We start from the raw sequence: 25,779 nt of genomic DNA, 5'->3' as shown, positions 1-25,779 counted from the left end.
CGTGGCCGGGCTCGAAGCGGGCTCCGGCGCGGAAGAGGGCGACGAGGTGGGGTGTGTTCACGGCCGGCCAGCGGGGCGCTCCGCAGCGGCGAAGTAGTGACTCAGAGTGTCATGGCTGTCCGGAGTGAACAGGTTCTCCCGCATCGACCGGAGGAGCTCGGACTCCGACAGCCAGCCGTGCCACATCACTTCGTCCGGGTCAGGAATCGGATTGTCGAACAGGACAGCCTCGTGCACGGCAAGCCAATGGGGGCTGAGCCCACTGCGGTTCAGGAACTTCACGAGGAAGCGGACCGGTGCTCGAACGCCCAGTTCCTCGGCCAGTTCGCGCGATGCGGCCTCCTTATAGGACTCACCCACGGCAACGGCACCGCCGGACGCTACCTCGTAGTGTCCGGGAAACCGAGCAAGGTGCTCGGAACGACGTTGCACGAGGATCCGGCCTTCCCGATCCCGGCACACCGTCACGGCGATCCGATGCAACCAGCCATTGCGAACAGCCTCGGCCCGGCCGACCACCGCCAAGACCTGGTCCTGCTCGTCAACACGCTCGACCATCTCGTCCACGAGCCCTACAGAAGGCTGCCGAGGCACGGCCACAGAGGCTGCTGCCTGCTGTCGATTGAGCTTCTCCATGACTCGGTCGCGGAGAAGCTCATACTCCTCACGGAGCCTGCGCCACTCGGTCACGGGCGGGCGGGGAATGACGATGCCGCCAGTGACAGTCTCCTCCGGACCGAACTGCTCGCGGGTGAGATCGACCTCAATGCCCATGCCCAGGCGGTTCCACCAGTGGTAGTCCACACGCTCTCCGTTGACGTGGACCTCCCCGCGGACCAGCTCGCCTCCCAGCAGGTCATTGAGCACCATGGCGGTCACCCCGCACTGGTCCCGAGCCGGGTTGTCCTCGGTCCAGCGCGATCGGAACTCAGGCGTGCACGTCTCGGCACTCCAGCTGCTGCGGACGGCTTGTTCGATGTCGGAAAGAAGCAACGGCGTCATGCCCGTGATCCTGCCTGCAAGCACTGACAACGGCCTTGTAGTTCTCGCCGGAAAGACAACGCTAGGACTGAGCCGCAGGTCTGCGTGAGGTTCCCATCCGAGCGTTGGCGTGGCCGGGCGTCGAGTTTGGACGCGACCGCGTCCCGGTCCTCGCGGGTGTGCCGGGACGCTGTGTTGTTGCCTAGTTCCAGCCGCTGAGGGAGACCTGCGGCCCGCCTCCGAGATAGCGGTCAAGGGCGCTGGCGGTGGTCTCCACGAATTCCTCCGGGATGGCGTCGGCGTCGACCCAGCGGACCTGGGAGTGCTTGCGGGGTTCGCGGTTCTCGGGTTTGCCGGTCCACTCGTGGGCGGCGAAGACGACGGTGAGGAAGCCGTTGGGGGCCTCGACACCCCAGGCGCCGTGGATGATGTGGGCGACCTTGAGGGACTCGGGCTTCACCGTCATGCCCGTCTCCTCGTAGAGCTCGCGGACGGCGGTCTCCGTGATGGGTTCGCCCGGCTCGCTCTTGCCGACGGGGAGGTCCCACAGACCCTGGGCGAACTTGGCGTTCTCGCTGCGCTGGAGGAGGACGACACGGTTGGTGGCCTTGTCGTGGACGATGACGGCAGCGACCAGCAGTGTCATGGATTCGAGCGTCGGCTTGAGAGTTTTCGGTTGGCCGTCGGCCTGCTGGGGCACCGGGTTCCCTTCGTCGGACGGGTTGTCGGGCATGTGAGTGGCGCGGCGGTCTTGATCGTGTGCGCTACGGATTGTTGCGGCGCTCCGGCCGCTGGAGTGCCAGGGGGGTTACTGCCGGAGCGGGGTGTTGGTCCAGAAGGAGTGGGCCTTCTTCAGGAGCTCCTCGGCCGCGTCGCCGTACGATGCCGCACTGCTCAGCGTGGTGAAGGCTTTGTTGTAGAGGTCGAGTTCACTCGGTTCCGTGATGTCCACGGAGGAGGAGACGAGTTCGACGTGGGCCCGGTCGCCATCGCCATAGATGTTGAACGCGTGGACGGGGAACAGGTCCACCCGTGCGGTGGAGGGAAGGATCCCGAGTGTGAGCGAGGCAAGGCCGAGCTCTCGCAGGAGGCGCTCGATCTGTTCTCGCATGACTTCGGGTCCACCGATGTTCGTGTAGAGAGCCTGTTCCCCGAGGACGACGTCGTAGTGGTGCTCGCCGTCGTACAGCACTTGCTGTCGCTGCATGCGCTTGGCGACGCCCGTCGGCACGTCGTTCGGGACGCCGAGGAAGTCGACGACCTGGCCGAGGATCACGGTGGCGTACGCCTCGGTCTGGAGCGTGCCCCAGATCATCGAGGGCACGTACGCCTTGCCTTCGCGCGTGCTCTGGTACCAGCGCACCACGTCGTCCTGAGTCGCCTCTGTACCGGTGGACAGACGATCCGTCCAGGGAACTGAACTGGTCACCGCGTCCCCTCCTGGGTGGTGCCGCCGGGGCGGCTTCGATGGGGCTTGCCGTTTCGGTCGAGGATGGCTGCGAGTGTCCGATCTTGTAAGAGCTGGAATCGGTCAGGCCATGCGCTTCATCTCGATGGCGAGGGCTCCGAGGGCTTCCTTCTCGGGCCCGTAGATGGTGCGGATGTTGGCGAGTTGCTGGTCGCGGGTGGCGGTCGGGTTGACGTTGGACGGGCCTTCGCCGTCGAGGAGGGCCTCGAAGTCGGGGTACTCGGTGACGCGGAGAACGTGGACGTCGCAGGTCTCGTCGGTGTCCTTGATCCGGAAGCGGATGGTGTCGCCGGCGGCGAGGTCCGCGAGGTGCGGGTACTTGACCCGCACCTCGATGGTCTTGGTGCCCGCGGCGACGAGCTCGAAGTACTGGCGGTAGAGGTTGAGCTCGCGGACGCGGGCGGTGCGGTCGGTCATCGGGAGGGAACGCTCCTGGTGGATGGTGCGATGATCAGGCGGCCGGTCTCGGCGGCCGAGTACGAGCGGAAGAAGTGGCGGGGGTCGGAGAGCAGGGTCTCGGCCATGGCGAGCAGCTGGTCGGCGTACTCGGTGACGGTGCCGGGCCACTGCCGGGTGTCGAGCATCCAAGGGGCGGCGCCGTCGGGCAAGGGGGCACGGCCTTCTCGTATGAGGGATTTCGACAGCTTGGCGCCGGTGTCGGTGACGACCTGCGGGCAGAACAGTCGGGCCGGGAGCTGGGCGCGGATGAGGCCCACGGCCTGGAGGGCCTCGTCGACGAGGTGGGAGCCGAAGACCCAGTCGCCGCCCTTGACCATGACGCGCAGGGTGCCCTGGGGGCTGGTCAGGGCGAGTTCCTTGACCAGGTTGCGGTAGAGCGTGGCCAGGTCGAGGTAGCCGCCGGTGGTGGGCGTGATGGTGGCCTCGTACGGGCCGTGGTGGAGGCAGACGGCGGAGACCACCGCTGACTCGGGCCCGGTGAGGCGGACCCGGGTGCGTTCGGCGTGCTTCTCCGCCCAGCCGCATCCGGGGTGCGGGCAGGGGATGCGGAGGTGCGGGGTGCCGGTGGAGGGGGCGAGCCACCAGCGGGCTGCGTCGATGCGGGGGAGGAGCCGGAGCCAGGTGTGGCGGTAGTGCTCGCCGGCCTGCTGCTGGGTGTACGTCTCGATGCGGTGCGGGATGCCCAGGCGCCTGGACAGGGCGGTGAAGAGGGGCTGGTAGAGGGCGGTGACGAGGTCGAGCAGGGCCTGCTCGCCGAGGGCCTGGGCGTAGGCACGCTGGTAGCGGTGGCCGCTGACGGGGTCGGTGGCCAGCTCGTACGGGGCGTTGTCGAGGGCGCTGAAGAGCACCTCGGTGGGGAGACCGAAGCGGTCGCGCAGTCGGGCGGCCATGGCGAAGGCCAGGGACTGCACGAGCGAGGTGCCGATGTGCGGGGCGCCGTTGATCTGGGTGCCGACGACCAGCACGATCCGCTCGGGCGGGGAAGCCAGGATGCGTGGGGTCAGGACGTCCTCGGCGTGGTGGAGGGCATTGGCGAGAACGGTGTTCGGCGAGACGGGATGGGTGGTCACGAGGTGCCTCCCTGGGGGCCGGTGGTGTGGGGCGGCAGGGGCGCGGCCCCGTTCTTGGCACGGTCGAATGCGGCCCAGACGCACTTCCCGGGCCCGGTCCGCTCCTTCGCGCCCCAGCTGTCGGCGGTGGCGGCGACGATCAGCAGACCGCGGCCGTCGACGGCAGACTCCTCGGGAACGCGCTTCGTCGGCCTGTTCTCGCCGCTGTCGTGGACCTCGATCCGCAGCTCCTCGTCGAGGGACTCGACGCGTACGAGGACCAGCCGGCCCACGGGCACCCCGTGAAGGACGGCGTTGGTGACGAGCTCCGAGGTGCACAGCCGCATGTCGTCGAGGCGGCTCGTCTCACCCCATTCGGTCAGGGTGGCGGCGACGAAGTCGCGAGCGGTACGCGGCGTGGTCCGGCGGCGGGGGAAGAGCATGGTGCGGTGCCGACCCGTGCCCGGAAGGAAGACCGGGGCGGCGTCGGTCGCCTCGTTGGTGAGTCTGCTTGCCATGGTCAACAGCAAAGCGACTTAACTCATTTGGGTCGGGAGCCAGCACGGGGGCCAAGACGGGGGCCACTATGGGGGCCAGAGGTCACGTGTTCCTGGGGGACGGCATGGGCGACACCGGGATCGGCGCCTTGCTCGTCCGGCTGCGTACCGAGCGCGGCTGGAGCCAGCAGAGGGTTGCCGACGAGTACAACGCCCTGGAGGGGCGTTCCGCGAAGACCGGCAAGGAGATCGGGCGGTACGAGCGTGAAGCCCGAATCCCTGTTCCCTACACCCGGAAGTACCTGGCGCAGGTCTTCAGTGTCGATGTCGCCGTGCTCGACCAAGCTGTTGCCGTCAGCAAGGGGCAGCGGGACGGGTCCGATGCCGCCAAGGTCGAGATTGTGCCGTCGGTGCTGCTGCCCGAAGACACCCACGTCCGTGGAAACCCACTCTCTGAGGACGCGGTGCGGTCGGCGGACTTCGCCCGCTTTATCGCGCAGCGTAACGCCGACGAGTTCGTCGTGGAGCAGCTGGAGGCAGACGTTGGCCGACTCGCCCGTACGTACGTCAGCCACCCGTTGATGGAGCAGTACGTCGAGATCAGGCGGTTACGGGATGGGGCCTTCGAGCTGCTGCGCGGGGCGCCAGCATCCCCGGCAGACCACTGACCTCTACCTCTCCGCTGCTCGCCTCTGTGGCCTGTCCGCGCACGTCTGCCTTGACCTTGGCGCCTACGATTCCGCCGCCACCCACGCCCGCACCGCACGGGCCTGTGCCGAGGCGGCGGGGCACGAGGGGATGCTGGCCTGGGTACGGGCCGTGGAGTCGTTGATCGCGTACTGGACAGGGCGGTACGAGCAGGCGGCCCGGCTGGCGCAGGCCGGCCGGCGGCACAGGGCGAGCGGCAGCATCGGCGCGCGGCTGGCGAGTCTGGAGGCGCGGGCGTTGGCGATAGTCGGCGATTCGGCAGGTGCGCTCGCTGCCCTGTCGGATGCCGAACGATCGCGCGAGGCGCTCTCGGGTGGGGACGAGTTGCTGGGAGTCTTCGACTTCCCTGCGGCCAAGCAGTTCGCTTACGCCGGAACGACCCTCTTGGCCGTGGGCGGGCAGGAACACGTCCACCGGGCCATCGTCAGCGCAGAGACGGCGATCCGCCTCTATCGCCGCGCGGACGGAGATGACCAGTCGGTCGGTGACCTGTTCGCCGCGCACCTCGATCTCGCCCGCGGGCACATGCTCCTGGGTGACCTGGACGGTACTGAGAAGATGCTTGGCTTCGTTCTCCAGTCCTCGCCGGAGCGCATGTCGGCCAGCATCGTGCGCCGGCTCACCGTTCTTGGGCGGGAGCTGGAAGGGCCGCAGTACGGTGGAGCCACGCAGGCGGTGCACCTGCGCGAACGACTCCAGCACACGGCCGTCCGTGCGTCCCTGCCCGCCGCCCACCATCCGGAGTTGCCGACGTGACCGACCTGTCCGCTGCCCACGACGCTGCCGTCACCGACCGGGTCCGCCTGGCGGGCAGCGCCTACAACGGAGACCGGGACCTGGCTGCCCGGCAGTCGCTCTACCAGTGGCAGACGCCCCGGTACGACCTCCCCGGCCTCGTGGCCGAGCGGCTGGGCGACGTACGCGGGCGCGTCGTCGACATCGGCTGCGGCAACGGCAAGTTCATCCAGCGGCTCCGCCAGGACCGCCCGGACCTGTCCCTGCTCGGCCTCGACATCGCTCCCGGCATCCTTGCCGGCGTCCCTGGCCCGGTCGCCGTGGCGGACGCCACGCGGCTTCCGCTGGCGGCGGGCAGCGTCGACGCCGCTCTCGCGCTCCACATGCTGTACCACGTTCCCGACATTCCCCAGGCGGTCAGGGAACTGGCCCGTGTCGTTGCCCGCAGCGGGCTGGTGGTCGCCTCCACCAACAGCGACCGCGACAAGGCCGAACTCGACGACCTCTGGCAGCGGGCCGCCGGCGACGTCCTCGGCATCGACCGAGGCCCGGCCCGGATCTCGCTCAGTGCCCGCTTTTCCCTGGAGAAGGCCCTGGCGTTCCTCGGTGAGGAGTTCAGCCGGGTGGAGGTCCTCGAACTGCCGGGGACCATCACGGTCCACGACCCCGAGCCTGTCATCGCTCACATGGCTTCGTACCGCGCCTGGGCGGACCAGCACGACGTGCCCTTCGACGCGACCATCGACCGCGCCCGCACACTCGTTGCCGACCACATCGTCCGCTACGGCGCGTACGAGATCACCTGCCTTGGAGGGATCCTCGTCTGCCGCCGCTGAGATCAGTTCAGCGGCGGCCAGGGCCCGTCCAGCAGGCGGCCCGCCTCCTCGACGATCTGTTCCGCCAGGTGTTCCCGGTCTCCCTGTCGGATCGCCGCCCAGTCGTTGTAGGCGTCGGTCTTCTCGACCAGTGGCTTGAGCTGCTGCGGGTGGGCCAGCGCGCCCCACCCTTCGTACGTGATCAGGTCACCGCCGGCGCCGGGGGCCAGGCTGCCGTTCACGATCAGCCGGAGCCACCAGCGGACGAGTTCCCAGCGGGCCGCTTCCCAGGGGAGGTCGGTGGTGTCGGCCGGAAGGTCCTGGAGCAGGCCGAGTTCGCTCAGCACCTGGTCGAAAAGGGCGTCGGCCTGCTCGTGCCCGGAGCGTGACAGGCCGGCGAGGAGGGGAAGGGACTCCGTCTCGACGTCTAGGACCAGGGCCGTGAGGCCGGCTTCGATGAGCTGCTCCGGGTGGTGTCGGCGGCCGATCAGGCGTTCCAGGGCCAGCATCCGGATGCAGTCGACGGCTTCCTGCGCGGTCATGGCGTACGGCGTGAACGGCGTGGGCGCGGTGACGTCGATACCCGGTCCGCCCTCCACGAAGTACGACCAGAAGTCGACGGTCGCGTGGGCGAGGAGGCCGCTCGACCGGCCGACGAATTCGTGGTGGATGTAGTCGGTGAGGTCGTTCCCGTACAGGATGATGTCGGTCTGGTAGACGGACAGGACCGGGTGTCCGTACTCGCCGGCCGTGCCGGGCAGGTAGCGGTGCCCGTAGACCGGAACCAGCTGCGGCACGCTCTCCAGTTCGGTCCTGGCGACGCGCAGTGCCTCGGATTTCTCCGCCGGCCTCGACGGCCAGGCGGGATGCCAGAACACGTTGTGCTCCACGTCGAAGAGCACCCCGTCCACCGGCCACGCCAGCCGCCCGGCCAGGTCCTCGGGGTCGCCGTCGCGCCAGTCGGGCCAGCTCGACGAGCCCCGTGGGAGCCCGGCGGCGAGGAAGACCCGGTGATCCGCCGAGAAGGTGAAGCCGAACCGCGCCTCGACCGCGTCGAGCTCTTGTTCGGTGAGCCCCGGTCCGATCTCGGTTCGGAGCATGCCCTGAAGGGCACGTGCGGCTTCCAGGGTCAGTCGTGGGGTCGACGGCGTGTTCACGCACGCCAGCGTAGTGAGCGGTACGGCCGCACAGGCCAGGAGGTTGTGGCAGCCCGATACCTCACCGCGTATTCGCTGCGACGGACTGCGACGACCTCGGTACCGTGGCGCCATGACGGACGGGGGAGAGCCGCAGGTCGTTGCGAACCGATGGGGCGACGTGGCGGATCCGGTGCCGGGAGGGCGTGGAAACTTCCGGGACTTCTGCTCCTGCTTCGACCAGTCCCGTCCCCGTCCGCGGGCCCGCGTCGGGTTTCACGCCGAGCGGCAGGACCCCACCGCGCCGGGCTGGCGGCGCCTGCTGGAGCTGGTCGAGGAGGCCGCGGCCGACGGGCGCGAGGAGTTCAAGCCGCTGACCGAGTTGAGCCCGGAGGAGCGCCGGCAGGTCATCACCCTGCCGCCGAGCATCGCCAAACTGACGGCGGTCAAGCACCTCGTGCTCTACGGCAGCAACCTGGTCCGGGTCCCGCCCGAGATCGGGGCCATGAGCTGCCTGGAGGAGTTCACCCCGTACACCTCCTACCGGTTGCACTGGTTCCCCTACGAGATCACCCGCTGCCGACGGCTGGCCCGCAGCACGGTGAGCACGCGAGCCCTCTTCGGCAACTTCAGGCTCCGGCCGCCCTTCCCGAAGCTGACGTCGTCCCCGGACTCCCTCGCGGGCCTCGATCCGGAACGTCTGGATCCCGGGCGTTGGGGTCCCACAGCCCTCCAAGGCTGCAGTGTCTGCGACGGCCCGATCGAGCAAGGCGGGCTCCAGCAGGTGTGGATCTCCCTGCGCGTGGCCACAGACGTGCTGCCACTCCTGGTCAACGCCTGCTCGCCGGAGTGCGTCGCCTCCCTGCCCGGCGGTGCTCGTGACCACATCCCCACGGCTCACAGAGGCGGTCGGGTCGACCAGCCGCCGCCCTACTGAGGCGAGCGTCAAGCAGGTGCAGTTCGGCCTCGGGTACGCGTCCGCCGTCGTCACCCTGCGGCTCTACGCGCACCTCCGGCCCCGGAAAACACCGCACCCGGCCCGCCACGGTCGCCGTTGTTCGGCGACCGGCGGACCGGGTGTGGTCGGGGACCGGGTGAAGGTCAGGCCTTCTTGGTCTCCCAGAAGATGCGGTCGATCTCGGCGATGAGCTCCAGCGCCTTCTCGCCCGTCTTCGGGTCGGTCGACGCCTTGGCGGCCGAGAGGGCCTTCAGGGTGTCGTTGACCAGCTGGTTGAGCTCGGGGTACTTCTCGAAGTGCGGGGCCTTGAAGTAGTCGCTCCAGAGCACCGAGACGTGGTGCTTGGCGAGCTCCGCGCGCTGCTCCTTGATGACCGTGGCGCGGGCACGGAAGTGCGGGTCCTCGTTGGCCAGGTACTTCTCCTGGACAGCCTTGACGGACTCGGCCTCGATGCGGGCCTGGGCGGGGTCGTACACGCCGCACGGGAGGTCGCAGTGGGCGCTGACCTTCACCTTGGGGGCAAACAGGCGGGAGAGCATTGAGCCGTCCTTCCTCGTGATCGTCTTCTCAGGTGGGACATTACTCGGTGAGAAGGGCGTTTTCGCGGGCGCCCCCTGGGGCTTAGGTCAAAAGTCCAGGGTCACCATGGGACTCGTGTACGAGTGGACGAGCGGACGCACGAGCGGATCGGGAGGTGCCGGATGGCGCGGTCGGGGCGCGAGCAGGCGGGGGAGGCCGGTGCTCCGTTCGGGATCGCCGAGGTGACGGGGATCTCGATGGTGCCCACGCTGCTGCACGGTGACCAGTTGCTCGTGCAGTACGGGGCGCGGCTGCGGGCCGGGTGTGTGGCCGTGCTGCGGCATCCGCTCCAGCAGGATCTGCTCATCGTGAAGCGGCTGATCGAGCGACGCGACGGCGGCTGGTGGGTGCTGGGTGACAATCCGGACGCCGAGGGGGACAGTCGCGTCTTCGGGGCCGTACCGCCCGAGCTGGTTCTCGGGCGGGTGCGGGCGCGGTACCGGCCGGTGACGCCGGGGCGTCAGCGTTCGGCGGGCGTGGTGCTCTCCTGGCTCGTGTCCGCGGTCAGGCCGGTGTGGTCCGACCGTTCGGCCTCCAGGCGCTTGCGGGCCCGGTAGGCGGCCACGTTGGCGCGGGTCGCGCAGCGGTCCGAGCAGTAGCGGCGGGAGCGGTTGGTGGAGGTGTCGAGGTAGGCGTTGCGGCAGGGCGGTGCCTGGCAGAGGCCGAGCCGGTCGGCGCCGAACTCCGTCAGGTGGAAGGCGAGGCCCATCGCCGAGATGGCCGCGTAGCCCGTGGTCGCGTTCGAGGAGTGGTCGGCGAGGTGCATGTGCCAGCGCGGCCGGCCCTCCTCGTCGAGGGTGTCGTGCCCGGAGATCTGCGGGCTGACGGGGAACTCCAGGAGGAGGGAGTTGAGGAGGTCGACCGCCCCTGTGTGGTCGCCCTCGTCCGCCGCCGCGAAGACCGCCCGCAGGCGCGCGCGTACCGCGCGGAAGCGCGGCAGGTCCGCCTCGGTGACCCGCCGGGCCATCTGGGTGGCGGGGCCGAAGAGGTCCCGGAGCACCTCGACGGAGGTCAGGGCGTCCTTGCTGCGCGCCGGCTCCTCGGTGTTGACCAGACGCACGGCGAAGTCCGAGTAATGGGCCAGTTCCACTTGTAGTCCTTACTTCGGCGGGCTAATGTCTCGGTCGGAGGGGGTAACGGCTGTTTCCCCTTCGAGGGTATTACGAATGGTAGGGCCGACGCGGGGAGGAACGACCATGACCGAAACCGACTGGGCGGGCTGGCAGCAGAGCTGGGACCGTCAGCAGGAGTGGTACATGCCGGACCGCGAGGAGCGGTTCCGCGTGATGCTCGACATGGTCGAGGCGCTGGTGGGGCCGGAGCCCCGCGTCCTCGACCTCGCGTGCGGTACGGGAAGTATCACGAGCCGGCTCCTCGAGCGGTTCCCCGGGGCGACCAGTACCGGCGTCGACCTCGACCCGGCCCTCCTCGCCATCGCCGAGGGCTCCTTCGCGGGCGACGAGCGCGTCACCTTCGTGACCGCCGACCTCAAGGACCCCGCGTGGGCCGCGAGCCTGCCCCACGAGACGTACGACGCCGTCCTCACCGCCACCGCCCTCCACTGGCTCCACAGCGGGCCCCTGACGGCCCTCTACGGGCAGCTCGCCGGTCTCGTCCGGGACGGCGGGGTCTTCATGAACGCCGACCACATGATCGACGAGACCACGCCCCGTATCAACGCCGCCGAGCGGGCCCAGCGGCACGCCCGCATGGACCGCGAGAAGTCCGCCGGGGTCCTCGACTGGGCCGACTGGTGGGCCCTCGCCGCCAAGGACCCCGTCCTCGCCGAGCCCACCGCCCGCCGCTTCGAGATCTACGGCGAGCACGCCGACGGCGACACCCCCTCCGCCCGCTGGCACGCCGACACCCTCCGCGGGGCCGGCTTCGCCGAGGTCCGGCCGGTCTGGTGCTCGCCCTCCGACAGCCTGGTCCTCGCCGTGAAGTAGCCCGGACGCGTGAAAGGGGCGGTACGGAGAACCCGTACCGCCCCTTTTCACGCGTCTTACAGCACCTTCGAAAGGAACGCCTTCGTCCGGTCCTGCTGCGGGTTCGTCAGGACGTCCCGCGGGTTGCCCGACTCGACCACGACGCCGCCGTCCATGAAGACCAGCGAGTCGCCGACCTCACGGGCGAAGCCCATCTCGTGCGTGACGACGATCATCGTCATGCCCGACTCGGCCAGGTCCCGCATGACGTCGAGGACGTCACCCACGAGCTCCGGGTCGAGCGCCGAGGTCGGCTCGTCGAAGAGCATCAGCTTCGGCTCCATCGCCAGCGCGCGGGCGATGGCCACGCGCTGCTGCTGGCCGCCGGAGAGCTGCGACGGGTAGTTCCCCATCTTGTCCCCGAGGCCGACCCGGTCGAGCAGGCGCTCGGCCCGCTCGCGCGCCACCGCCTTGGACTCGCCCTTCACCTGGATGGGCGCCTCCATGACGTTGGCCAGGGCCGTCATGTGGGGGAAGAGGTTGAAGCGCTGGAAGACCATGCCGATGTCACGGCGCTGGACCGCGACCTCGCTGTCCTTCAGCTCGTAGAGCTTGTCGCCCTTCTGCTTGTAGCCCACCAGCTCGCCGTCGACGGACAGCCGGCCGCCGTCGATGCGCTCCAGGTGGTTGATGCACCGCAGGAAGGTCGACTTGCCGGACCCGGAGGGGCCGACGAGGCAGAAGACCTCGCCGTTCTGCACCTCCAGGTCGATGCCGCGGAGGATGTGGGCCGCGCCGTAGGACTTGTGGACGCCCTCCGCCTTGACCATGGTCTGACCGGTCATGCCGATGCCTCCGGGGAACGCTTGAACGTGGTCAGGTTGGTCTTGACCCGCTGGAACGGCGTGGGCGGCAGGTTACGCGTCGAACCGCGGGCGAAACGCCGCTCCAGGTAGTACTGGCCCACGCTGAACACGCTGGTCAGCGCCAGGTACCAGATGGAGGCGACGAACAGCATCTCCATCACGGCACCGGCCGTGTTGCCGATGTTCGACGAGGCGCGCAGGAGCTCGGTGTACTGCACGGCCGAGACCAGGGACGAGGTCTTCAGCATGTTGATGAACTCGTTGCCCGTCGGCGGCACGATCACCCGCATGGCCTGCGGGAGCACGATGCGGCCCATCGTCTTCGTCTGGGACATGCCCAGCGCGTGCGCCGCCTCGGTCTGGCCCTCGTCGACCGACTGGATGCCCGCGCGGACGATCTCCGCCATGTAGGCGCCCTCGTTCAGGCCGAGGCCGAGCAGGGCCACCATGAACGGCGTCATGACGTCCACGGTCTCGTTCTTGTAGATCGGCCCGAGGTTGATGTAGTGGAAGATCAGCGACAGGTTGAACCACACCAGCAGCTGCACGTACACCGGGGTGCCGCGGAAGAACCAGATGTAGAGCCAGGCGACGGCACCGGTCACCGGGTTCTTGGAGAGCCGCATCACGGCGAAGACGATGCCGAGGACGAGGCCGAGGGCCATCGACGAGATGCTGATGATGATGGTGTTCCACATGCCGTCGATGACGGAGGGGTCGAACACCTTGTCCCACACCGTGTCCCAGACGACATCGCCCTGGGAGAAGGCGTAGACGAGCCACCCGAGAAGGACCACGACCACGACGCCGGAGACCCAGCGGCCGTAGTGGCGCACGGGGATGGCCTTGATCGCCTCGTACGGGACGCCCGAGGGGGTGGGACCGGCCGGAGCGGCGGCCGGTTCCTTGCTGATCTTGTCAGTCATGACGACTGCCCTTCAGTGGTACGAGGAAAGGTCACTTGCCGGCGTTGATCGTGGCCGACTTGACCGCGCTGCCCTCGACGTCCCACTTCTTCAGGACCTCCGCGTAGGAGCCGTCCTTGATGATCGCGTCGAGCGCCTCCTTGACGGCGTCGCGCAGCTGGGTCTGGTCCTTCGAGACGCCGATGCCGAAGAGGCCGACGTCGCTCTGGCTGCCGACGACCTCGAAGTCGTTGCCGCCGCCCGAGGTCTTCGCGATGTACGCGGCGACCGGGTAGTCGTTCAGGTCGGCGACCGCGCCGCCCGCCTTTACGCGGGTCTGGGCCTCGGCGTCGGTGTCGAAGGCCTGGATGGTCAGCTTCTTGTCGCCGCACTTCGTGGCCTGCGCCTTGAAGGTGTCCTCGTAGATCGTGCCGCGCTGGACGGCGACGGTCTTGCCGCAGAGGTCGTCGAGGGAGTTGACGCCCTGCGGGTTGCCCTTCTTGACCAGCAGGGAGACGCCGGAGCTGAAGTAGTCGACGAAGTCGATGCCCTTGCCGATCTTCTTCCCGTTGTCGTCCAGGCCCTCCTGGCGCTTCTTGTTGTCCGTCATCGAGGACATGATCAGCTGCTGACGGCCGGTGTAGATCGAGGTGATCAGGCCGTCGAAGGTGCCCGAGACGAACTCGAGCTTGACGCCGAGCTGCTTGCTGAGGGCCTCCCCGAGGTCCGGGTCGACGCCGACGATCTTGCCGCCGTCGGTGAACTCCATCGGGGCGTACGAGGCGTCCGTGCCGACCTTGATGACGCCCGCCTTCTGGATGTCGGCCGGGAGCTTCGAGAAGAGCGGGGCCTTGCTCGCGGACGCGGAGCCGGTCTCCTTGGTGGAGCCGCCGCTCTCGGTCTGGTCGCCGCAGGCGGTCAGCAGCATCGAGCCGGCGACCGCGATGGCGGCGACCGCGGCAAGACGGGAGGTGCGGGTCTTGGCGGTCGTACAGCGCGTGGAGCGTGCGGTCATGGTCGGGTTCCTCCGGCGTGTGAGGGAGCTGCCAGGTGTCGCGTACGTCTCTTCGAGTGTCGCGACCTCGTGTGATTACGGCATCTTGCCATTCGGACTGCCACAAACCGACGGCCTCGGATGTCAAAATCGGATAACGGGTGACCCCGAAATCGCGACAGGCCGGTACATCAAGGCCGGATCTTCTTCGGAATCCCTTCCCTCTCACCGAAAAATCTGCTGTTCATCTCGCCATTCGGACGAGTGGAAGGCCACCAATCGGGTGCGGAAACCATCTATCGGGACATTGAGTGACGTGTCGTTCTCCGTCCGCGTCCGGACGCGCTCGGTATGAGTCGCGTCACCGAGCGGATATGGACTCGTCTGCGGTGCCGTCCGTCCGGTAAGAAGGATCCTTACACCCCTCATCCGGGGCTCAGGGCGCGTTGTGCGGCGCGCCCGCGCGGCTGCCAGACACGGCGGCCGCGGGACCCGCCCACCGCTCCACACCAGGAGCGGCCAACCCTCAAATGAAGCAGACTTAAGGGGTCATCCCAATGGCAGCGGAGATCGTCAATCCTCGCAATGACAGTGGTACGGAAGGGGCTCCCGAGGAGCCCTTCGATCCTGTCTTCGCCCTTCACCGGGGCGGCAAGATGGCCGTGCAGGCCACCGTCCCCGTCCGGAACAAGGACGACCTGTCCCTCGCGTACACGCCCGGCGTCGCCAAGGTGTGCACCGCGATCGCCGAGCAGCCCGAGCTGGTCAACGACTACACCTGGAAGTCCCAGGTCGTGGCCGTCGTGACCGACGGCACCGCGGTGCTCGGCCTCGGTGACATCGGCCCGGAGGCCTCCCTCCCGGTCATGGAGGGGAAGGCGATCCTCTTCAAGCAGTTCGGCGGCGTGGACGCGGTCCCGATCGCCCTCGCCACCACCGACACCGACGAGATCGTCGAGACCGTCGTCCGCCTCGCCCCGTCCTTCGGCGGAGTGAACCTGGAGGACATCTCGGCCCCGCGGTGCTTCGAGATCGAGCGCAAGCTCCAGGAGCGCCTCGACATCCCGGTCTTCCACGACGACCAGCACGGCACCGCCATCGTCACCCTCGCGGCCCTGCGCAACGCGGCGAAGCTGACCGGCCGGACCCTCGGCGACCTGCGCGGTGTCATCTCCGGCGCCGGCGCGGCCGGTGTGGCCATCGCCAAGTTCCTCCTGGAGGCCGGCCTCGGCGACGTCGCCGTCGCCGACCGCAAGGGCATCGTCAGCCGCGACCGCGAGGACCTCACGGACGTCAAGCGCGAGATCGCCGAGCTCACCAACAAGGCGGGCCTCAGCGGCTCCCTGGAGAGCGCCCTGGCCGGCGCGGACGTCTTCATCGGCGTCTCCGGCGGTACGGTCCCCGAGGCGGCCGTCGCCTCCATGGCCCCGAACGCCTTCGTGTTCGCCATGGCCAACCCGAACCCCGAGGTCCACCCCGACGTCGCGCACAAGTACGCGGCCGTCGTGGCGACCGGTCGTTCGGACTACCCGAACCAGATCAACAACGTCCTCGCGTTCCCCGGCATCTTCGCCGGCGCGCTCCAGGTCCGGGCCTCCCGGATCACCGAGGGCATGAAGATCGCCGCGGCCAACGCCATCGCCGACGTCGTCGGTGACCAGCTCGCCGCCGACTGCGTGATCCCGTCGCCGTTCGACGAGCGGGTCGCCCCGGCCGTCGCGGCCGCGGTCGCCGCCGCCGCCCGCGCCGAGGGCGTCGCGCGCCGCTGACGCGCTCCAGGTACGCCGAAGGGCCCTGCTCCTGTCCGAAAGGACCGGACGGGGCCCTTCGGCGTAAGGGGGCATGGGGCGTACGGGTGGGGCGTACGGGTGGGGCGGACGGATCTGCTGTACGGGTGGGGTGTGCGTCACAGCCAGGTGCGGTTCCGTCACGCACCCGCGGGCCCCTAGGGTCGGGGCCATGTTCGCTGCCTACGCTGCCCGAATCGACCGCGACCAGCCCCTGAACGGCCTCGAATTGGGCGAACGCCCCGAGCCCGAGGCGCGTCCCGGCTGGACCACCGTCACCGTCAAGGCCGCCTCGCTCAATCACCACGACCTGTGGTCGCTGCGCGGGGTCGGTCTGCCCGAGGAGAAGCTGCCGATGATCCTCGGCTGCGACGCCGCCGGCATCGACGAGGACGGCAACGAGGTCGTCCTGCACTCCGTCATCGGCCAGACGGGTCATGGCGTGGGGCCGAACGAGCCCCGCTCCATCCTCACCGAGCGCTACCAGGGCACCTTCGCCGAGCGCGTGAGCGTCCCCTCCTGGAACGTGCTGCCCAAGCCGAAGGAGCTGTCCTTCGAGGAGGCCGCCTGCCTCCCCACCGCCTGGCTCACCGCGTACCGCATGCTCTTCACCAACGCCGGCGTGCGGCCCGGGGACTCCGTACTCGTGCAGGGCGCGGGCGGCGGCGTCGCCACCGCCGCGATCGCCCTCGGTAAGGCGGCCGGCCTGCGGGTCTTCGCCACCAGCCGCGACGAGGCCAAGCGCAAGCGGGCCGTCGAGCTCGGCGCCGTCGAGGCGTACGAGCCGGGGGCGCGGCTCCCGCAGCGGGTGGACGCCGTCATCGAGACCGTCGGCGCCGCCACCTGGTCGCACTCGGTCAAGTCGCTGCGGCCCGGCGGCACGCTCGTCATCTCGGGCGCCACGAGCGGCGACCGGCCCTCGCACGCGGAGCTGACCCGGATCTTCTTCCTGGAGCTGAAGGTCGTCGGCTCCACGATGGGCTCCAAGGACGAGCTGGAGGACCTGCTGTCGTTCTGCGCGGCGACGGGCCTGCGGCCGGTGATCGACGAGGTCCTGCCGCTGGACCGGGCCCGGGAGGGCTTCCAGAAGATGGCCTCCGGCGAGCTCTTCGGAAAGATCGTTCTGAAGACCTCCTGACCAACCTCTTGAACCAGGTCGGTTGACCTGATGAGATCTCCGGCACGCGAAACATGAATATCTCTCACCTTGTCGTGCCGGAGGTCTCCCTTGTTGCGCACCACCCTTGCCGCGACCGCCGTTGTCGCCGCACTCCTCGCCCCGACCGCCGCCCACGCCGAGACGGGTGATGCGATACCGGTCCTCACTGACGCGAAGGGGCGCACCCTCCAGCTGCGCGGCTGGAACCTCGCGGACAAGTCCCACCGGGGCGAGCAGGCCCTCTCCGCGATCACCGAGAAGCACTTCCGCGACATGCGCGCCAAGGGCTACAACTTCGCCCGGCTGCTTGTCTTCTGGGACGACCTGGAGCCCACGCCCGGCCATTACAGCGAGGACTACCTCCGCAAGATCGAACGGGTCCTGGACTGGGCCCGGAAGTACGACGTGAAGGTCCTCCTCGACGCCCACCAGGACGTGTTCGGGCCCGCGTTCGGCAGCCGGGGCATCCCGGCGTGGGCGACCAGGACCGACGGGCTGCCCTTCACCCCGCACCCCGACGACTGGTTCTCCGAGTACTTCGAGCCCGCCGTCCAGCGCGCCTTCACCCACCTGTACGAGGACGAGGACCTGCAGCGCGCCCAGGCCCGCATGTGGCGGGTGCTCGCCGACCGCTTCGAGGACCACCCGGCCGTGTTCGGCTACGACCCCATCAACGAGCCGATGGGCGAGCTCCGCGAGGGCGAGGACCTGGCGACGGCGGCCCGCCGCATCGAACGGGAGCAGCTCACCCCCATGTACAACCGGATCGCGGACGCGATCCGCGCGGTCGACGACGACAACTGGGTCTTCGTCGAACCGACCCCCATCGTGGGCGAGGGCGTGCCGACGGGGCTCGGCCGGATCGACGACCCGAAGATCGTCTACGCCCCGCACTTCTACAACGGCGTCATGGAGGCGGGCGGCGACTACGACCCGGCGACCGGCTGGATCGAGAACTACGAGGCGGCGGTCACGCAGTACCCCAAGGAGTACAAGGTGCCCGTGGTCGTGGGGGAGTGGGGACCCCTCAACAACTCCCTTCCGAACATGAACCGCTTCTACCGCGATGCCATGGCCTCCCTCGGCCGCTACAGCTCCGGCTGGACCGGCTGGGAGTGGTGCTACGGCGGCGGCTACTGCGCGGTGGACGCCGCCGGGGCCTTCCGTACGAACAAGGAGCTGACCGCCGAGCCGTACGCGGAGGCGGTCGCCGGCACGGTCCGCTCCGCGTCGTACGACCCGGGGGCCGGGGTCTACCGCCTGTCGTACGACGCGGCCGGCCGGCGCGGCTCCCGCCTCACCGAGCTCTCCCTGCCGCCCGGCGACTGGCGGGTGACGGCCCGCGGCGGCGCAGTGGTCCTGCGAAAGGACCGCACCCGCGCCTGGATCCTCGCGACCCCGAACGCCCGGGTGACGGTCACGGCGACACGGGGCTGACGGGCCCCGTGTGGGGTTGGGCGCTCGACTGGTGACGCGGTGAGGCGGTGAGGCGGTGAGGCGGTGAGGCGGTGACGTGGTGACGCGGTGACGTGGTGACGCGCGACCGGGCCGGCTCGGTCAGGGCCCGGCCTGGCCTGGCTCGGCTCGGCTCGGCTCGGCCCGGCTCGGCCCGGCTCGGCCCGGCTCGGTCCGGCTCGGTCCGGCTCAGTCCGGCCCGGACCCCGTCCGTCAGGGCTTTCTCTCCGGGTTCAGCAGGGTCTTGATGCGGAGGGCCGCCGTCGACAAGTGGCTGCGGGTCTCCTTCAGCTGGTCCTGGGTCACCCCGTGGTCGCGGGCCGCGTCGCGGATCTCGTCGCGGAAGCGGTCGAGGAGCCGGTCGAGGTCGCGGGCCGGGTCTCCCGTGCCCACCGTGTCCCGCGCCCACTCCGGCGCTTCCTCGGCGGGGGCCTCCTCGGCGGGGGTCTCGTCAGATGAGGCCTTCGCGAACGGCGGCTCCTGCGAGGCGGCCTTCGGGTGGGTCGTGCCCGCCACCAGGTCGCCGAGCTGGGCCGTGATGCCCGAGATCCCCTCCCAGACCCCCTTGGGCCAGTCGCCCCGCGAGAACCGGTCCTGGACCTCCTCCTGCACCTGCTGGGCGATCCGCTGGAACTCCTTCGCCTGGCGCCGCGCCGACCTGGCCTCCTCGCGGGCCTCGCGGGCCTGCTGCTTCCACTCCTGCTTGAACCGGCGCATCTCCTCCTTGGCCTCGGCGAACGAGGGAGGCTCCACCGTGCGGCTCTCTCCCGCGGCCGCGCGCATCTCGCTGCGGACCCGGCCGGCCGCCCCGCGCACGTCGTCGCGGATCTCCGCCGCCAGCTCCGAGACCGACTCGCGGATCTCCCGCTCCAGGTCGTCCAGTTCGGCGTCGCGCCCGGCCAGCTCGGCGCGGCCGGCGTCGGTGATCGAGTAGACCTTGCGGCCGCCCTCGCTGGCGTGGGTGACGAGGCCCTCGGCCTCCAGCTTGGCGAGGCGCGGGTAGACCGTGCCCGCCGAGGGTGCGTACAGCCCCTGGAAGCGCTCCTCCAGGAGCCTGATCACCTCGTACCCGTGGCGCGGGGCCTCGTCGAGCAGCTTGAGGAGGTACAGGCGGAGGCGTCCGTGGGCGAAGACGGGCGGCATGTCAGAGCACCTTTCCGGTCGAGGAGGGAGCGGACGAGGGGGTGGCTTCGCCGTCGTCCTGGGGCTCGGGGCGGCGGAGCAGGGCGATGGAGCCGGAGACGGTCGTCGCCTTGAGCGTGCCCCGGCCCGAACCGAGCGTGCCGGTGATGGACTTGGCGCCCCACTGGCCTCCCACCCGCAGGTCCTCGAAGGCGTTCGACACGGCGCCGCTCGTGGTGCTCGCCTCGACCCGGGCGTCGGCCGGGTGCGGGAGCCGGATGGCGACCTCGCCGGAGACGCTGGTGAGCCGGATGTCGGCGGGCGGGCCGTCGAGCCGGGCCGGGTCGAGGTCGATGACCATGTCGCCGCTGACCGTGTCGGCCTTCACGGAGGAGCCCGCGCCCTCGATCACCGTCACGTCGCCGGTCACGGAGTTGACGCGCAGCGCGCCGGTGACCGACTGGGCCTCCAGACTGCCCGAGACGCTCTCGGCGCGCACCGGGCCGGAGAGCCCGAGGAGGGTGGTGTCGCCCGTGACGCCGCGCACCTCCGTACGCCCTCTGATCCCCGTGACGACCGCCTCGGCGCCGACCACGCCCACCTCGACGTCGACGCCCGCGGGGACGGCGACGGAGACCACGGCCCGGCGCCGGTACTCCCTGCGCTCGAACCACTTGAGGATGCTCTTCCAGTGCAGGTCCTCGTAGGTCACGGTCAGCGTGGAGCCGTCCTGCGTCACGATCAGCGGAGGACCGTCGATCTCGGAGATCTCCACCCGGGCGGAACTCTCGTCCGTCCCCACCACGTTCACCGCGCCGTTGACGATGCGGACCTGCAGAAGCGTCACGGGGTCGGCCGGAGCCAGCTTCGTCGGCTCGGTGACGGACCACTCTGTCATGGTGCTGACCTCCCGTATCGGCAACGCAACATATCGCGTATCTCGATAGACACGATATATCGCGGTCAGGTGAAGTCAACCCTGATTCATCCCTGACAGGGGAGGGGCAATACGCCTCGTACGCGGACAAATTGGCCTAGCGTAGGGCCCATGAACGCGACATCCGGACCGCATCCCGTCGGAGCCCTGCTGCTCTGCCGCGCCGAGCCCCCGGCGGTCCGGCCGCCGGCCCAACTCCTACGGGAACAGCTGCTCCTCGCCCCCGCGGGCGCCGAATGGAGCGTGCTCGTACCGGAGGGGAAGCCCTGGCTGCACGGCGGGGAGGCCGTCGAACAGGTCGTCACCGGCTGGGCCACCGCCCTCGCCGTCTCGGCCGCCGCCTGGCCCGTCGTCGCGCTCTGGTGGGACCGCGACCGGGCCGGTCTCACGCTCGCCGCCGGCTTCCGCCGTACGGTCGGCTACACCTGGCTCGCGGACGGCACCCCCGTCGGCGAGGGCGAGGCCATGCGCACCTTCGCCGCCCGGCTCGCCCTCGATCCGGTCCTGGACGTGCAGGCGCTCGAACCGCTCACCGAGCCCGACCCGGACGCCGACGCCCACACCCGGCTCCTCGGCGTCGTCGCGGTCCTCGCGCGCGCCGGACTCACCCTGCCCACCGGGATCGTCCCGGGCGAGAACGTCGACCGGCTCCGCTCCGTGGCCCTCGCCCAGGGCGCCGAGCAGCTCGAAGGGGCGGGCTGGAGGGACGCCGTGCGCGCGGAGCTGGACGTGGTGGAGGGCGGCCCCCTCGGCCCGTACCTGCGCGGCCCCAAGGCGCGCGTCCTGGGCGGGGCGCAGCTCCTCGCCGGGGTGCCGCTGCTGATCTGGGGCGTCGGGCGGCGCAGTGGCGGCTGGGCGACGGCCGGGGCGCTGCTCGTCGCGCACGGCGCGCTCGGGCTCGCCTACGACCGGCTGCGGGAGCGGTGACCCCGCAGCCGGAGGAGATTCCTACTCGTCGTCGTCCTCGTCGTCGTCCAGACGGGCCAGCCAGGTCGCGAGGCGCTCGACGGGCACCTCGAAGTCGGGGTTGAGGTCGACGAAGGTCCGCAGCTGCTCGGCGAGCCACTCGAAGGTGACCTCCTCCTCGCCGCGCCGCTTCTCCAGTTCCTCGATGCCACGGTCGGTGAAGTACATGCGATCAGGATAGGCCGTACCCCTCACGTCCCCTGTCGCCCGTCAGTCCCACCGATTAGCCTTCTGGATCCAACATCGCTTCGGGGAGCGGGGGCCGCTGTGGCACACGGGATCGCTCGGATTCGACTGGACGACGGCACGCCCGTCTGGGCGCGGGTCAGCGACGCGGAGGAGCTCGGCAAGGGCGGCGGCTTCCGGGACACCGGGGTCAGGGACCGGGTGGTCTCGATGGCCGGCGGGCTCACGGACGTGGTGCGCGGGGTCGTCGGCTCCCTGCGCGCGGGGCTCGACCCGCAGGGGCCGGTGGAGGTCGCCGTCAGCTTCGGCATCGAACTGTCGGCGCAGTCCGGCAAGGTGATCGGCGTCCTCGCGGACGGCGCCGGCAAGGCCTCCGTGAACGTCTCCCTCACCTGGACCGAACCGGGTCCGGCGGCCGAGCCGCCCGCGGAGGCTTCACCCGGATCCGCCGAGCCCGCGGCCGTGTCCGCGCCCGGATCCGCCGAGCCCACGGCGGTGTCCGCGCCCGGATCCGCCGAGCCCGCAGCGGTGTCCGAACCCGGATCCGTCGCGCCGGAGGCCGCGGAACAACGGCCGGGCATCGTCCCGCAGCGGCGCCCGGCGGCCGATGGCACCGCATGAGCGCCTTCGACGCTCTCGTGCGCCCCGCACTCGTACGCATCGGCGCTCCCGACGGCGGGTATGACCCGCACGGCGACCAGTTCTGGGGCACCGGCTTCTTCATCGCCCCCGGCTGGGTACTGACGTGCGCCCATGTCGTGGCCGAGGGGGGTGGCGAGGTGTGGAGGAAAGAGCCGGCCGTCGGCATCACCTGGCAGGACGGCAGGACCACGCGCCGGTCCATCGGCACGGTGGTGCTCGCCCTGCCCCGGCCCGAGGACCCCGACGAGCGCCCCGAACCCTGGGGTTTCCCCGACGTCGCGCTCGTGCGCGTGCCCGGCACCGGCAAGGCCTCCTGCGTCCAGCTCGCCGAGCTGCCACCGGCCCGGACCACCGAGGTCGGCCTGCACGGCTGGTCCCGGGAGACCGGGGAGCTGGGCATCCGCCAGGTCCACGGCAGGCTGACCGGCGTCGACGCCCGGGCCCTCGTGACGGAGGGGGTGCTGCCCGTCGAGGGCTGCTCCGGCGGCCCCGTCGTCGACGACGCCACGGGCGCCGTGATCGGCTTCAACAAGGGACGCTGGTCCGACCAGGGCGCCCTCGTCCCCCTCACCGCGCTGCGCCGCCTGCACGACGCCCCCGGGGGCGAGTTCTGGGCCGAGGCGCTGCGTGAGCACGACCGTCATCACCTCGACCACTACCTCCAGTCGCTGGACGACGGATCCGACTGGACGCGCGCGCAGGAACGGCTCGACGGCCCGCACCGGTTGAGCCCGAGACTGCGCACCCGGCTGCGGGGACAGCTCGCCGCGTTACCCCCGCCGATCAACGCCGGCGAGATCATGGACCTGGTCGACCAGGTCAAGGCCTGGATCAGGAACACCACGACACCGGACGCGTTCGAGGACGACCCGCGCACGTGGAGCGAGGGCGCCGCCCTGCTGTACGGGCTGCGCGCGCCCGACCGCAGCGATCCGGGCGACCCCGGCCTCGACGCCGTGCTCCTGTACGCGGCCCATGTCGTCCGGCGGGTCTCCGGGCGCCCCGGCGGCCTGGGCGACGAGGCCGCCTTCCGCGGCTGGATCATCGACCGGGCCGCCGACGCGGGCCCGTTCCTCCGCCGCGAGATCGACGACCTGATCGGCGTCGGCCGATCGGCGCCCAACGCCTCCGTCCGCGAGCGCCGGGCACGCGCGGACGTGCTCCTGGAGATCGACACGCCCCGCTGGGGCCGGCGTTACCCGTGGCGCGTGAAGCTGCTCCGCGACGGGCACATGGTCACCCCGCTCCACGGCGACGACCGCGGCGTCGAGCGGGCCCAGCTCAAGGAGACCCTGCGCGGCCCGCTCGCCGAGGCCCTCCGGCTCGGCGACAACGGGCCGCACCTGGCCTCCGTGGAGGCCGTGCTGCCACGCGAGCTCTTCGACGAGCCGCTCGACACCTGGCGGCTCGAACCCCCGCAGGGCCCCGACGAGGCGTGGGGGTCCATCACCCTGGGGCAGCGCCGCATCGTGGTCATCAGGGACGCCCGGCGCCACGGCAAGGACGCGTCGCCCGAGTGGCGGGAGCGCTGGGAGGCGGGGGAGCGAGGGCCGTTGCGTGCCGTCCCGTTGCGCGCCGAGGTGCCCGGCGCGGGCCCGGACGCCCACACCCCGCGCGTGCGCCGGGAGATCTGGGCGGAGACGTACGACCGGCTCCGCGAGGCCGAGGGCGGCACCGTTCCCGTCTACTGCGGCCCGGTGGGCAGCGGCGACGGGCTCATGGCGATGAACGCGGCCCTCACCGCCGGCCACCCGCTGGCCCTCTGGCGGACCGGCGCCCACGACCACACCGACTGCGCGGACTTCCACGCGCGCGCGGAAGGGCTGCTCGCGGAGGCGCGCACGGCCCACGGGCTCGGCAAGCCCGTCCGCTCGCTGCGCACCCTGGCGCCGGAGCGGGCCGACCTCGCCTGGGCCGAGACCATCGCCGTCCTGTACGACCCGCCCGACCGCCCGCCGCACGGCGGCCGCCTGGAGGCTCCGCCGCTGCTCGGCGAGGAGGACCCGTGACGGCGCCCCCGCGCGCCTCGCGCCGGGCCGGGTGCCAGGGCCTGTCCGGGCCGGCCTCGGGCGCCTCACGTGCCTCGCGTCCGGATCCGACCCGGGACCCGTCCGGCCCTGTCCCGCGCGCCGCGAGCCCGGATCCGACCCAGAGCCCGTCCGGCCCGCCCCCGCGCGCCCCGCGCGTCTCGCGTCCGGCCCGGCCCCAGGGCCCGACCGGCTCGGCCTCGCGAGTCTCGCGCGCCGCGAGCGCCGCCCCGTCCCCGGACCTGTCCGCCCCGCCCCCGGACCCGTCCGGCCCGCTGTCGCCCGCGAGTCGGGTGTCTTCCGGTCCCGTCCGGGACGACCGGTTTGGGGGTCGGCAGGGGCGGCCCCCGGGCGGTACGTTCAGGAAGCCCGGCCAGCACACCACAGCCAGGAGGAGTCCATCGTGAACGATTGGCGGATCTACCGTGGGGCCGGGCATCCGCACGACGAGATACGGCGCCTGCCCGCCCCGCCGCCCTGGCGCGACTTCTCGACGGGCGGCGCCGACGACACCCTGGCCGGCTCCGACCGGCGCCTCGGCGTCAAACGCAGACTCGTCCAGAACCACCACCCCCGGCCCGCCGAGACCGACGCCGTCAACGCCGCGCTGTACCTGCGGCGTCCACTCCTCGTCACCGGCAACCCCGGCACCGGCAAGTCCACCCTCGCGCACGCCGTCGCCCACGAACTGCGCCTCGGCCGGGTGCTGCGCTGGCCGATCGTCAGCCGCTCCACCCTCCAGGACGGCCTCTACCGGTACGACGCCATCGGCCGCCTCCAGGACGTCCAGCTGGAACGCGCCCAGACCGGTGCGCCCGGCTCCGCCGCCGCGGCCCCGGCCGGCATCGGCTCGTACATCCGGCTCGGACCGCTCGGCACCGCCCTGCTCCCCTCCGAGCAGCCCCGCGTCCTGCTCATCGACGAGCTCGACAAGAGCGACCTCGACCTGCCCAACGACCTCCTGAACGCCCTGGAGGAAGGCGAGTTCGCCATCCCGGAGCTGGAGCGGCTCGCCGACCGGGAACCCGTCGTCGAGGTGCTCAGCGACGACGGCCGCAAGGTCCCGGTGCAGGGCGGCCGGGTCCGCTGCACCACCTTCCCCTTCATCGTGCTCACCTCCAACGGCGAACGGGACTTCCCCGCCGCCCTGTTGCGCCGCTGCATCCGCCTGGAGCTCGAACCGCCCGGCGAGGAGCAGCTCGGCGCCATGATCGAGGCCCACCTCGGCACCGACGCCGCCGCGGGCGACGGCGAACAGGGCCTCGTCCAGCGCTTCCTGAACCGCGAGCCCGGCGAGGTCATCGCCACCGACCAGCTGCTCAACGCGCTCTACCTCACCCAGCACGCCTCCCGCGCCGAGCGGGTGACCAGGGAACGCATCGCGGACATGCTCATGCAGCCGCTCGATCAGCCGAGGTGATGA

General features: G+C 70.7%; 28 protein-coding genes and 1 pseudogene. 13 read left to right on the top strand and 16 right to left on the bottom strand.

Translation table 11 applies throughout. The annotated features are described in order from the left end of the window. Positions 1–57: 57 nt before the first annotated feature. The 7 genes and pseudogenes from AC07AW_RS02195 to AC07AW_RS02165 form a co-directional block, all read right to left on the bottom strand. Positions 58–558, bottom strand: coding sequence for an NUDIX hydrolase (locus AC07AW_RS02195; RefSeq protein ID WP_478814370.1), 501 nt, complete (start codon positions 556–558; stop codon positions 58–60). A 60-nt stretch (positions 559–618) separates the two neighbouring features. Next, a pseudogene (locus AC07AW_RS02190) lies at positions 619–1,002 on the bottom strand (YunG family protein); the annotation flags it as partial. 181 nt (positions 1,003–1,183) lie between these two features. Beyond that, a complete protein-coding gene (locus AC07AW_RS02185; RefSeq protein WP_478813618.1) occupies positions 1,184–1,714 on the bottom strand; it encodes an NUDIX domain-containing protein in 531 nt (176 codons plus the stop codon). A 75-nt stretch (positions 1,715–1,789) separates the two neighbouring features. Next, entirely contained in the window at positions 1,790–2,410 is a 621-nt protein-coding gene (locus AC07AW_RS02180; protein WP_478813617.1) for a DUF5753 domain-containing protein, read from the bottom strand. Positions 2,411–2,512: 102 nt separating this feature from the next. Further along, entirely contained in the window at positions 2,513–2,866 is a 354-nt protein-coding gene (locus tag AC07AW_RS02175; RefSeq protein ID WP_478813616.1) for an ASCH domain-containing protein, read from the bottom strand. Then, positions 2,863–3,978 carry a hypothetical protein gene (locus AC07AW_RS02170; protein WP_478813615.1) on the bottom strand — a complete coding sequence of 372 codons (1,116 nt, stop codon included), beginning with the start codon at positions 3,976–3,978 and terminating at the stop codon, positions 2,863–2,865. Before AC07AW_RS02170 ends, AC07AW_RS02175 begins: the two co-directional genes overlap by 4 nt. After that, positions 3,975–4,475, bottom strand: coding sequence for an ATP-binding protein (locus AC07AW_RS02165; RefSeq protein WP_478813614.1), 501 nt, complete (start codon positions 4,473–4,475; stop codon positions 3,975–3,977). The genes AC07AW_RS02170 and AC07AW_RS02165 overlap by 4 nt, the downstream gene beginning before the upstream one ends. A gap of 86 nt (positions 4,476–4,561) precedes the next feature. On the opposite strand from AC07AW_RS02165, the gene AC07AW_RS02160 reads away from it, so the two are divergent. From AC07AW_RS02160 to AC07AW_RS02150, 3 genes are all read left to right on the top strand, one after another. Continuing rightward, positions 4,562–5,122, top strand: coding sequence for a helix-turn-helix domain-containing protein (locus tag AC07AW_RS02160; protein WP_478813613.1), 561 nt, complete (start codon positions 4,562–4,564; stop codon positions 5,120–5,122). Positions 5,123–5,273: 151 nt separating this feature from the next. Continuing rightward, complete coding sequence (locus AC07AW_RS02155) at positions 5,274–5,918, top strand: hypothetical protein (RefSeq protein WP_478813612.1); 645 nt, start codon at positions 5,274–5,276, stop codon at positions 5,916–5,918. Continuing rightward, positions 5,915–6,733 carry a class I SAM-dependent methyltransferase gene (locus AC07AW_RS02150; RefSeq protein WP_478813611.1) on the top strand — a complete coding sequence of 273 codons (819 nt, stop codon included), beginning with the start codon at positions 5,915–5,917 and terminating at the stop codon, positions 6,731–6,733. Before AC07AW_RS02155 ends, AC07AW_RS02150 begins: the two co-directional genes overlap by 4 nt. A gap of 2 nt (positions 6,734–6,735) precedes the next feature. Here AC07AW_RS02150 and AC07AW_RS02145 read toward each other — a convergent pair whose 3' ends face one another. After that, positions 6,736–7,812, bottom strand: coding sequence for an SMI1/KNR4 family protein (locus AC07AW_RS02145; RefSeq protein WP_478813610.1), 1,077 nt, complete (start codon positions 7,810–7,812; stop codon positions 6,736–6,738). 169 nt (positions 7,813–7,981) lie between these two features. Here AC07AW_RS02145 and AC07AW_RS02140 point away from each other — a divergent pair, with 169 nt between their 5' ends. Next, positions 7,982–8,785 (top strand): leucine-rich repeat domain-containing protein, encoded by an 804-nt coding sequence (locus tag AC07AW_RS02140; protein ID WP_478813609.1) that lies wholly within the window; start codon positions 7,982–7,984, stop codon positions 8,783–8,785. Positions 8,786–8,949: 164 nt separating this feature from the next. Here the strand turns inward: AC07AW_RS02140 and sodN are convergent, their stop codons facing one another. After that, a complete protein-coding gene (gene sodN, locus AC07AW_RS02135) occupies positions 8,950–9,345 on the bottom strand; it encodes a superoxide dismutase, Ni (RefSeq protein ID WP_041131199.1) in 396 nt (131 codons plus the stop codon). A gap of 162 nt (positions 9,346–9,507) precedes the next feature. Between sodN and sodX the strand changes: the two genes are divergently transcribed. Then, the gene (gene sodX / locus AC07AW_RS02130; RefSeq protein ID WP_392156484.1) at positions 9,508–9,942 is read left to right on the top strand and encodes a nickel-type superoxide dismutase maturation protease; all 435 of its coding nucleotides are present in this window, start codon (positions 9,508–9,510) and stop codon (positions 9,940–9,942) included. Here the strand turns inward: sodX and AC07AW_RS02125 are convergent. Then, positions 9,846–10,475, bottom strand: coding sequence for a CGNR zinc finger domain-containing protein (locus AC07AW_RS02125; RefSeq protein ID WP_478813608.1), 630 nt, complete (start codon positions 10,473–10,475; stop codon positions 9,846–9,848). The two genes, sodX and AC07AW_RS02125, sit on opposite strands and share 97 nt — an antisense overlap. Positions 10,476–10,581: 106 nt before the next feature. Here AC07AW_RS02125 and AC07AW_RS02120 point away from each other — a divergent pair, with 106 nt between their 5' ends. Further along, entirely contained in the window at positions 10,582–11,331 is a 750-nt protein-coding gene (locus tag AC07AW_RS02120) for a class I SAM-dependent methyltransferase (RefSeq protein ID WP_478813607.1), read from the top strand. Between the two features lie 56 nt (positions 11,332–11,387). Here the strand turns inward: AC07AW_RS02120 and AC07AW_RS02115 are convergent, their stop codons facing one another. From AC07AW_RS02115 to AC07AW_RS02105, 3 genes are read right to left on the bottom strand one after another with little or no spacing between them, the layout of a single operon-like run. Then, entirely contained in the window at positions 11,388–12,155 is a 768-nt protein-coding gene (locus AC07AW_RS02115; protein WP_478813606.1) for an amino acid ABC transporter ATP-binding protein, read from the bottom strand. Continuing rightward, positions 12,152–13,102 carry an amino acid ABC transporter permease gene (locus AC07AW_RS02110; protein WP_478813605.1) on the bottom strand — a complete coding sequence of 317 codons (951 nt, stop codon included), beginning with the start codon at positions 13,100–13,102 and terminating at the stop codon, positions 12,152–12,154. The genes AC07AW_RS02115 and AC07AW_RS02110 overlap by 4 nt, the downstream gene beginning before the upstream one ends. A gap of 31 nt (positions 13,103–13,133) precedes the next feature. Next, positions 13,134–14,096 carry an ABC transporter substrate-binding protein gene (locus AC07AW_RS02105; RefSeq protein WP_478813604.1) on the bottom strand — a complete coding sequence of 321 codons (963 nt, stop codon included), beginning with the start codon at positions 14,094–14,096 and terminating at the stop codon, positions 13,134–13,136. A 536-nt stretch (positions 14,097–14,632) separates the two neighbouring features. On the opposite strand from AC07AW_RS02105, the gene AC07AW_RS02100 reads away from it, so the two are divergent. The 3 genes from AC07AW_RS02100 (at position 14,633) to AC07AW_RS02090 (ending at position 18,458) form a co-directional block, all read left to right on the top strand. Next, on the top strand, positions 14,633–15,844 hold the full coding sequence (locus AC07AW_RS02100) for an NAD(P)-dependent malic enzyme (RefSeq protein ID WP_478813603.1): 1,212 nt from the start codon (positions 14,633–14,635) through the stop codon (positions 15,842–15,844). Between the two features lie 190 nt (positions 15,845–16,034). Continuing rightward, on the top strand, positions 16,035–17,000 hold the full coding sequence (locus AC07AW_RS02095; protein ID WP_351183971.1) for a zinc-binding dehydrogenase: 966 nt from the start codon (positions 16,035–16,037) through the stop codon (positions 16,998–17,000). Between the two features lie 93 nt (positions 17,001–17,093). Then, positions 17,094–18,458: a cellulase family glycosylhydrolase gene (locus AC07AW_RS02090; RefSeq protein WP_478813602.1), complete on the top strand. Its 1,365-nt coding sequence runs from the start codon at positions 17,094–17,096 to the stop codon at positions 18,456–18,458. 231 nt (positions 18,459–18,689) lie between these two features. Here AC07AW_RS02090 and AC07AW_RS02085 read toward each other — a convergent pair whose 3' ends face one another. Beyond that, positions 18,690–19,619, bottom strand: a complete 930-nt coding sequence (locus AC07AW_RS02085; RefSeq protein ID WP_478813601.1) for a PadR family transcriptional regulator — start codon at positions 19,617–19,619, stop codon at positions 18,690–18,692. Position 19,620: 1 nt separating this feature from the next. Then, the gene (locus AC07AW_RS02080) at positions 19,621–20,496 is read right to left on the bottom strand and encodes a DUF4097 family beta strand repeat-containing protein (RefSeq protein WP_478813600.1); all 876 of its coding nucleotides are present in this window, start codon (positions 20,494–20,496) and stop codon (positions 19,621–19,623) included. 150 nt (positions 20,497–20,646) lie between these two features. Here AC07AW_RS02080 and AC07AW_RS02075 point away from each other — a divergent pair, with 150 nt between their 5' ends. Continuing rightward, entirely contained in the window at positions 20,647–21,462 is an 816-nt protein-coding gene (locus AC07AW_RS02075) for a hypothetical protein (protein WP_478813599.1), read from the top strand. A gap of 21 nt (positions 21,463–21,483) precedes the next feature. Here AC07AW_RS02075 and AC07AW_RS02070 read toward each other — a convergent pair whose 3' ends face one another. Beyond that, positions 21,484–21,669: a DUF6104 family protein gene (locus tag AC07AW_RS02070; protein WP_024761804.1), complete on the bottom strand. Its 186-nt coding sequence runs from the start codon at positions 21,667–21,669 to the stop codon at positions 21,484–21,486. A 99-nt stretch (positions 21,670–21,768) separates the two neighbouring features. Here AC07AW_RS02070 and AC07AW_RS02065 point away from each other — a divergent pair, with 99 nt between their 5' ends. The 3 genes from AC07AW_RS02065 (at position 21,769) to AC07AW_RS02055 (ending at position 25,776) form a co-directional block, all read left to right on the top strand. Continuing rightward, a complete protein-coding gene (locus AC07AW_RS02065) occupies positions 21,769–22,308 on the top strand; it encodes a CU044_2847 family protein (protein WP_478813598.1) in 540 nt (179 codons plus the stop codon). Further along, positions 22,305–24,338: a VMAP-C domain-containing protein gene (locus tag AC07AW_RS02060; RefSeq protein ID WP_478813597.1), complete on the top strand. Its 2,034-nt coding sequence runs from the start codon at positions 22,305–22,307 to the stop codon at positions 24,336–24,338. The genes AC07AW_RS02065 and AC07AW_RS02060 overlap by 4 nt, the downstream gene beginning before the upstream one ends. 421 nt (positions 24,339–24,759) lie before the next feature. After that, positions 24,760–25,776, top strand: a complete 1,017-nt coding sequence (locus AC07AW_RS02055; RefSeq protein ID WP_478813596.1) for an AAA family ATPase — start codon at positions 24,760–24,762, stop codon at positions 25,774–25,776. Positions 25,777–25,779 lie beyond the last annotated feature (3 nt).

Source organism: Streptomyces sp. NPDC044003 (assembly GCF_056435185.1).
The sequence above is the reverse complement of the archived record's forward strand: the minus strand, read 5'-3'. Positions and strand labels throughout refer to the sequence as shown.

Coding starts and splice junctions, on each gene's coding strand:
- AC07AW_RS02175 (WP_478813616.1), bottom strand. CDS start 2,866: ATGACCGACCGCACCGCCCGCGTCCGCGAGCTCAACCTCTACCGCCAG.
- AC07AW_RS02185 (WP_478813618.1), bottom strand. CDS start 1,714: ATGCCCGACAACCCGTCCGACGAAGGGAACCCGGTGCCCCAGCAGGCC.
- AC07AW_RS02100 (WP_478813603.1), top strand. CDS start 14,633: ATGGCAGCGGAGATCGTCAATCCTCGCAATGACAGTGGTACGGAAGGG.
- AC07AW_RS02165 (WP_478813614.1), bottom strand. CDS start 4,475: ATGGCAAGCAGACTCACCAACGAGGCGACCGACGCCGCCCCGGTCTTC.
- AC07AW_RS02110 (WP_478813605.1), bottom strand. CDS start 13,102: ATGACTGACAAGATCAGCAAGGAACCGGCCGCCGCTCCGGCCGGTCCC.
- AC07AW_RS02085 (WP_478813601.1), bottom strand. CDS start 19,619: ATGCCGCCCGTCTTCGCCCACGGACGCCTCCGCCTGTACCTCCTCAAG.
- AC07AW_RS02080 (WP_478813600.1), bottom strand. CDS start 20,496: ATGACAGAGTGGTCCGTCACCGAGCCGACGAAGCTGGCTCCGGCCGAC.
- AC07AW_RS02075 (WP_478813599.1), top strand. CDS start 20,647: ATGAACGCGACATCCGGACCGCATCCCGTCGGAGCCCTGCTGCTCTGC.
- AC07AW_RS02140 (WP_478813609.1), top strand. CDS start 7,982: ATGACGGACGGGGGAGAGCCGCAGGTCGTTGCGAACCGATGGGGCGAC.
- AC07AW_RS02070 (WP_024761804.1), bottom strand. CDS start 21,669: ATGTACTTCACCGACCGTGGCATCGAGGAACTGGAGAAGCGGCGCGGC.
- AC07AW_RS02145 (WP_478813610.1), bottom strand. CDS start 7,812: ATGCTCCGAACCGAGATCGGACCGGGGCTCACCGAACAAGAGCTCGAC.
- AC07AW_RS02095 (WP_351183971.1), top strand. CDS start 16,035: ATGTTCGCTGCCTACGCTGCCCGAATCGACCGCGACCAGCCCCTGAAC.
- AC07AW_RS02060 (WP_478813597.1), top strand. CDS start 22,305: ATGAGCGCCTTCGACGCTCTCGTGCGCCCCGCACTCGTACGCATCGGC.
- AC07AW_RS02115 (WP_478813606.1), bottom strand. CDS start 12,155: ATGACCGGTCAGACCATGGTCAAGGCGGAGGGCGTCCACAAGTCCTAC.
- AC07AW_RS02195 (WP_478814370.1), bottom strand. CDS start 558: ATGGTCGAGCGTGTTGACGAGCAGGACCAGGTCTTGGCGGTGGTCGGC.
- AC07AW_RS02105 (WP_478813604.1), bottom strand. CDS start 14,096: ATGACCGCACGCTCCACGCGCTGTACGACCGCCAAGACCCGCACCTCC.
- sodN (WP_041131199.1), bottom strand. CDS start 9,345: ATGCTCTCCCGCCTGTTTGCCCCCAAGGTGAAGGTCAGCGCCCACTGC.
- sodX (WP_392156484.1), top strand. CDS start 9,508: ATGGCGCGGTCGGGGCGCGAGCAGGCGGGGGAGGCCGGTGCTCCGTTC.
- AC07AW_RS02120 (WP_478813607.1), top strand. CDS start 10,582: ATGACCGAAACCGACTGGGCGGGCTGGCAGCAGAGCTGGGACCGTCAG.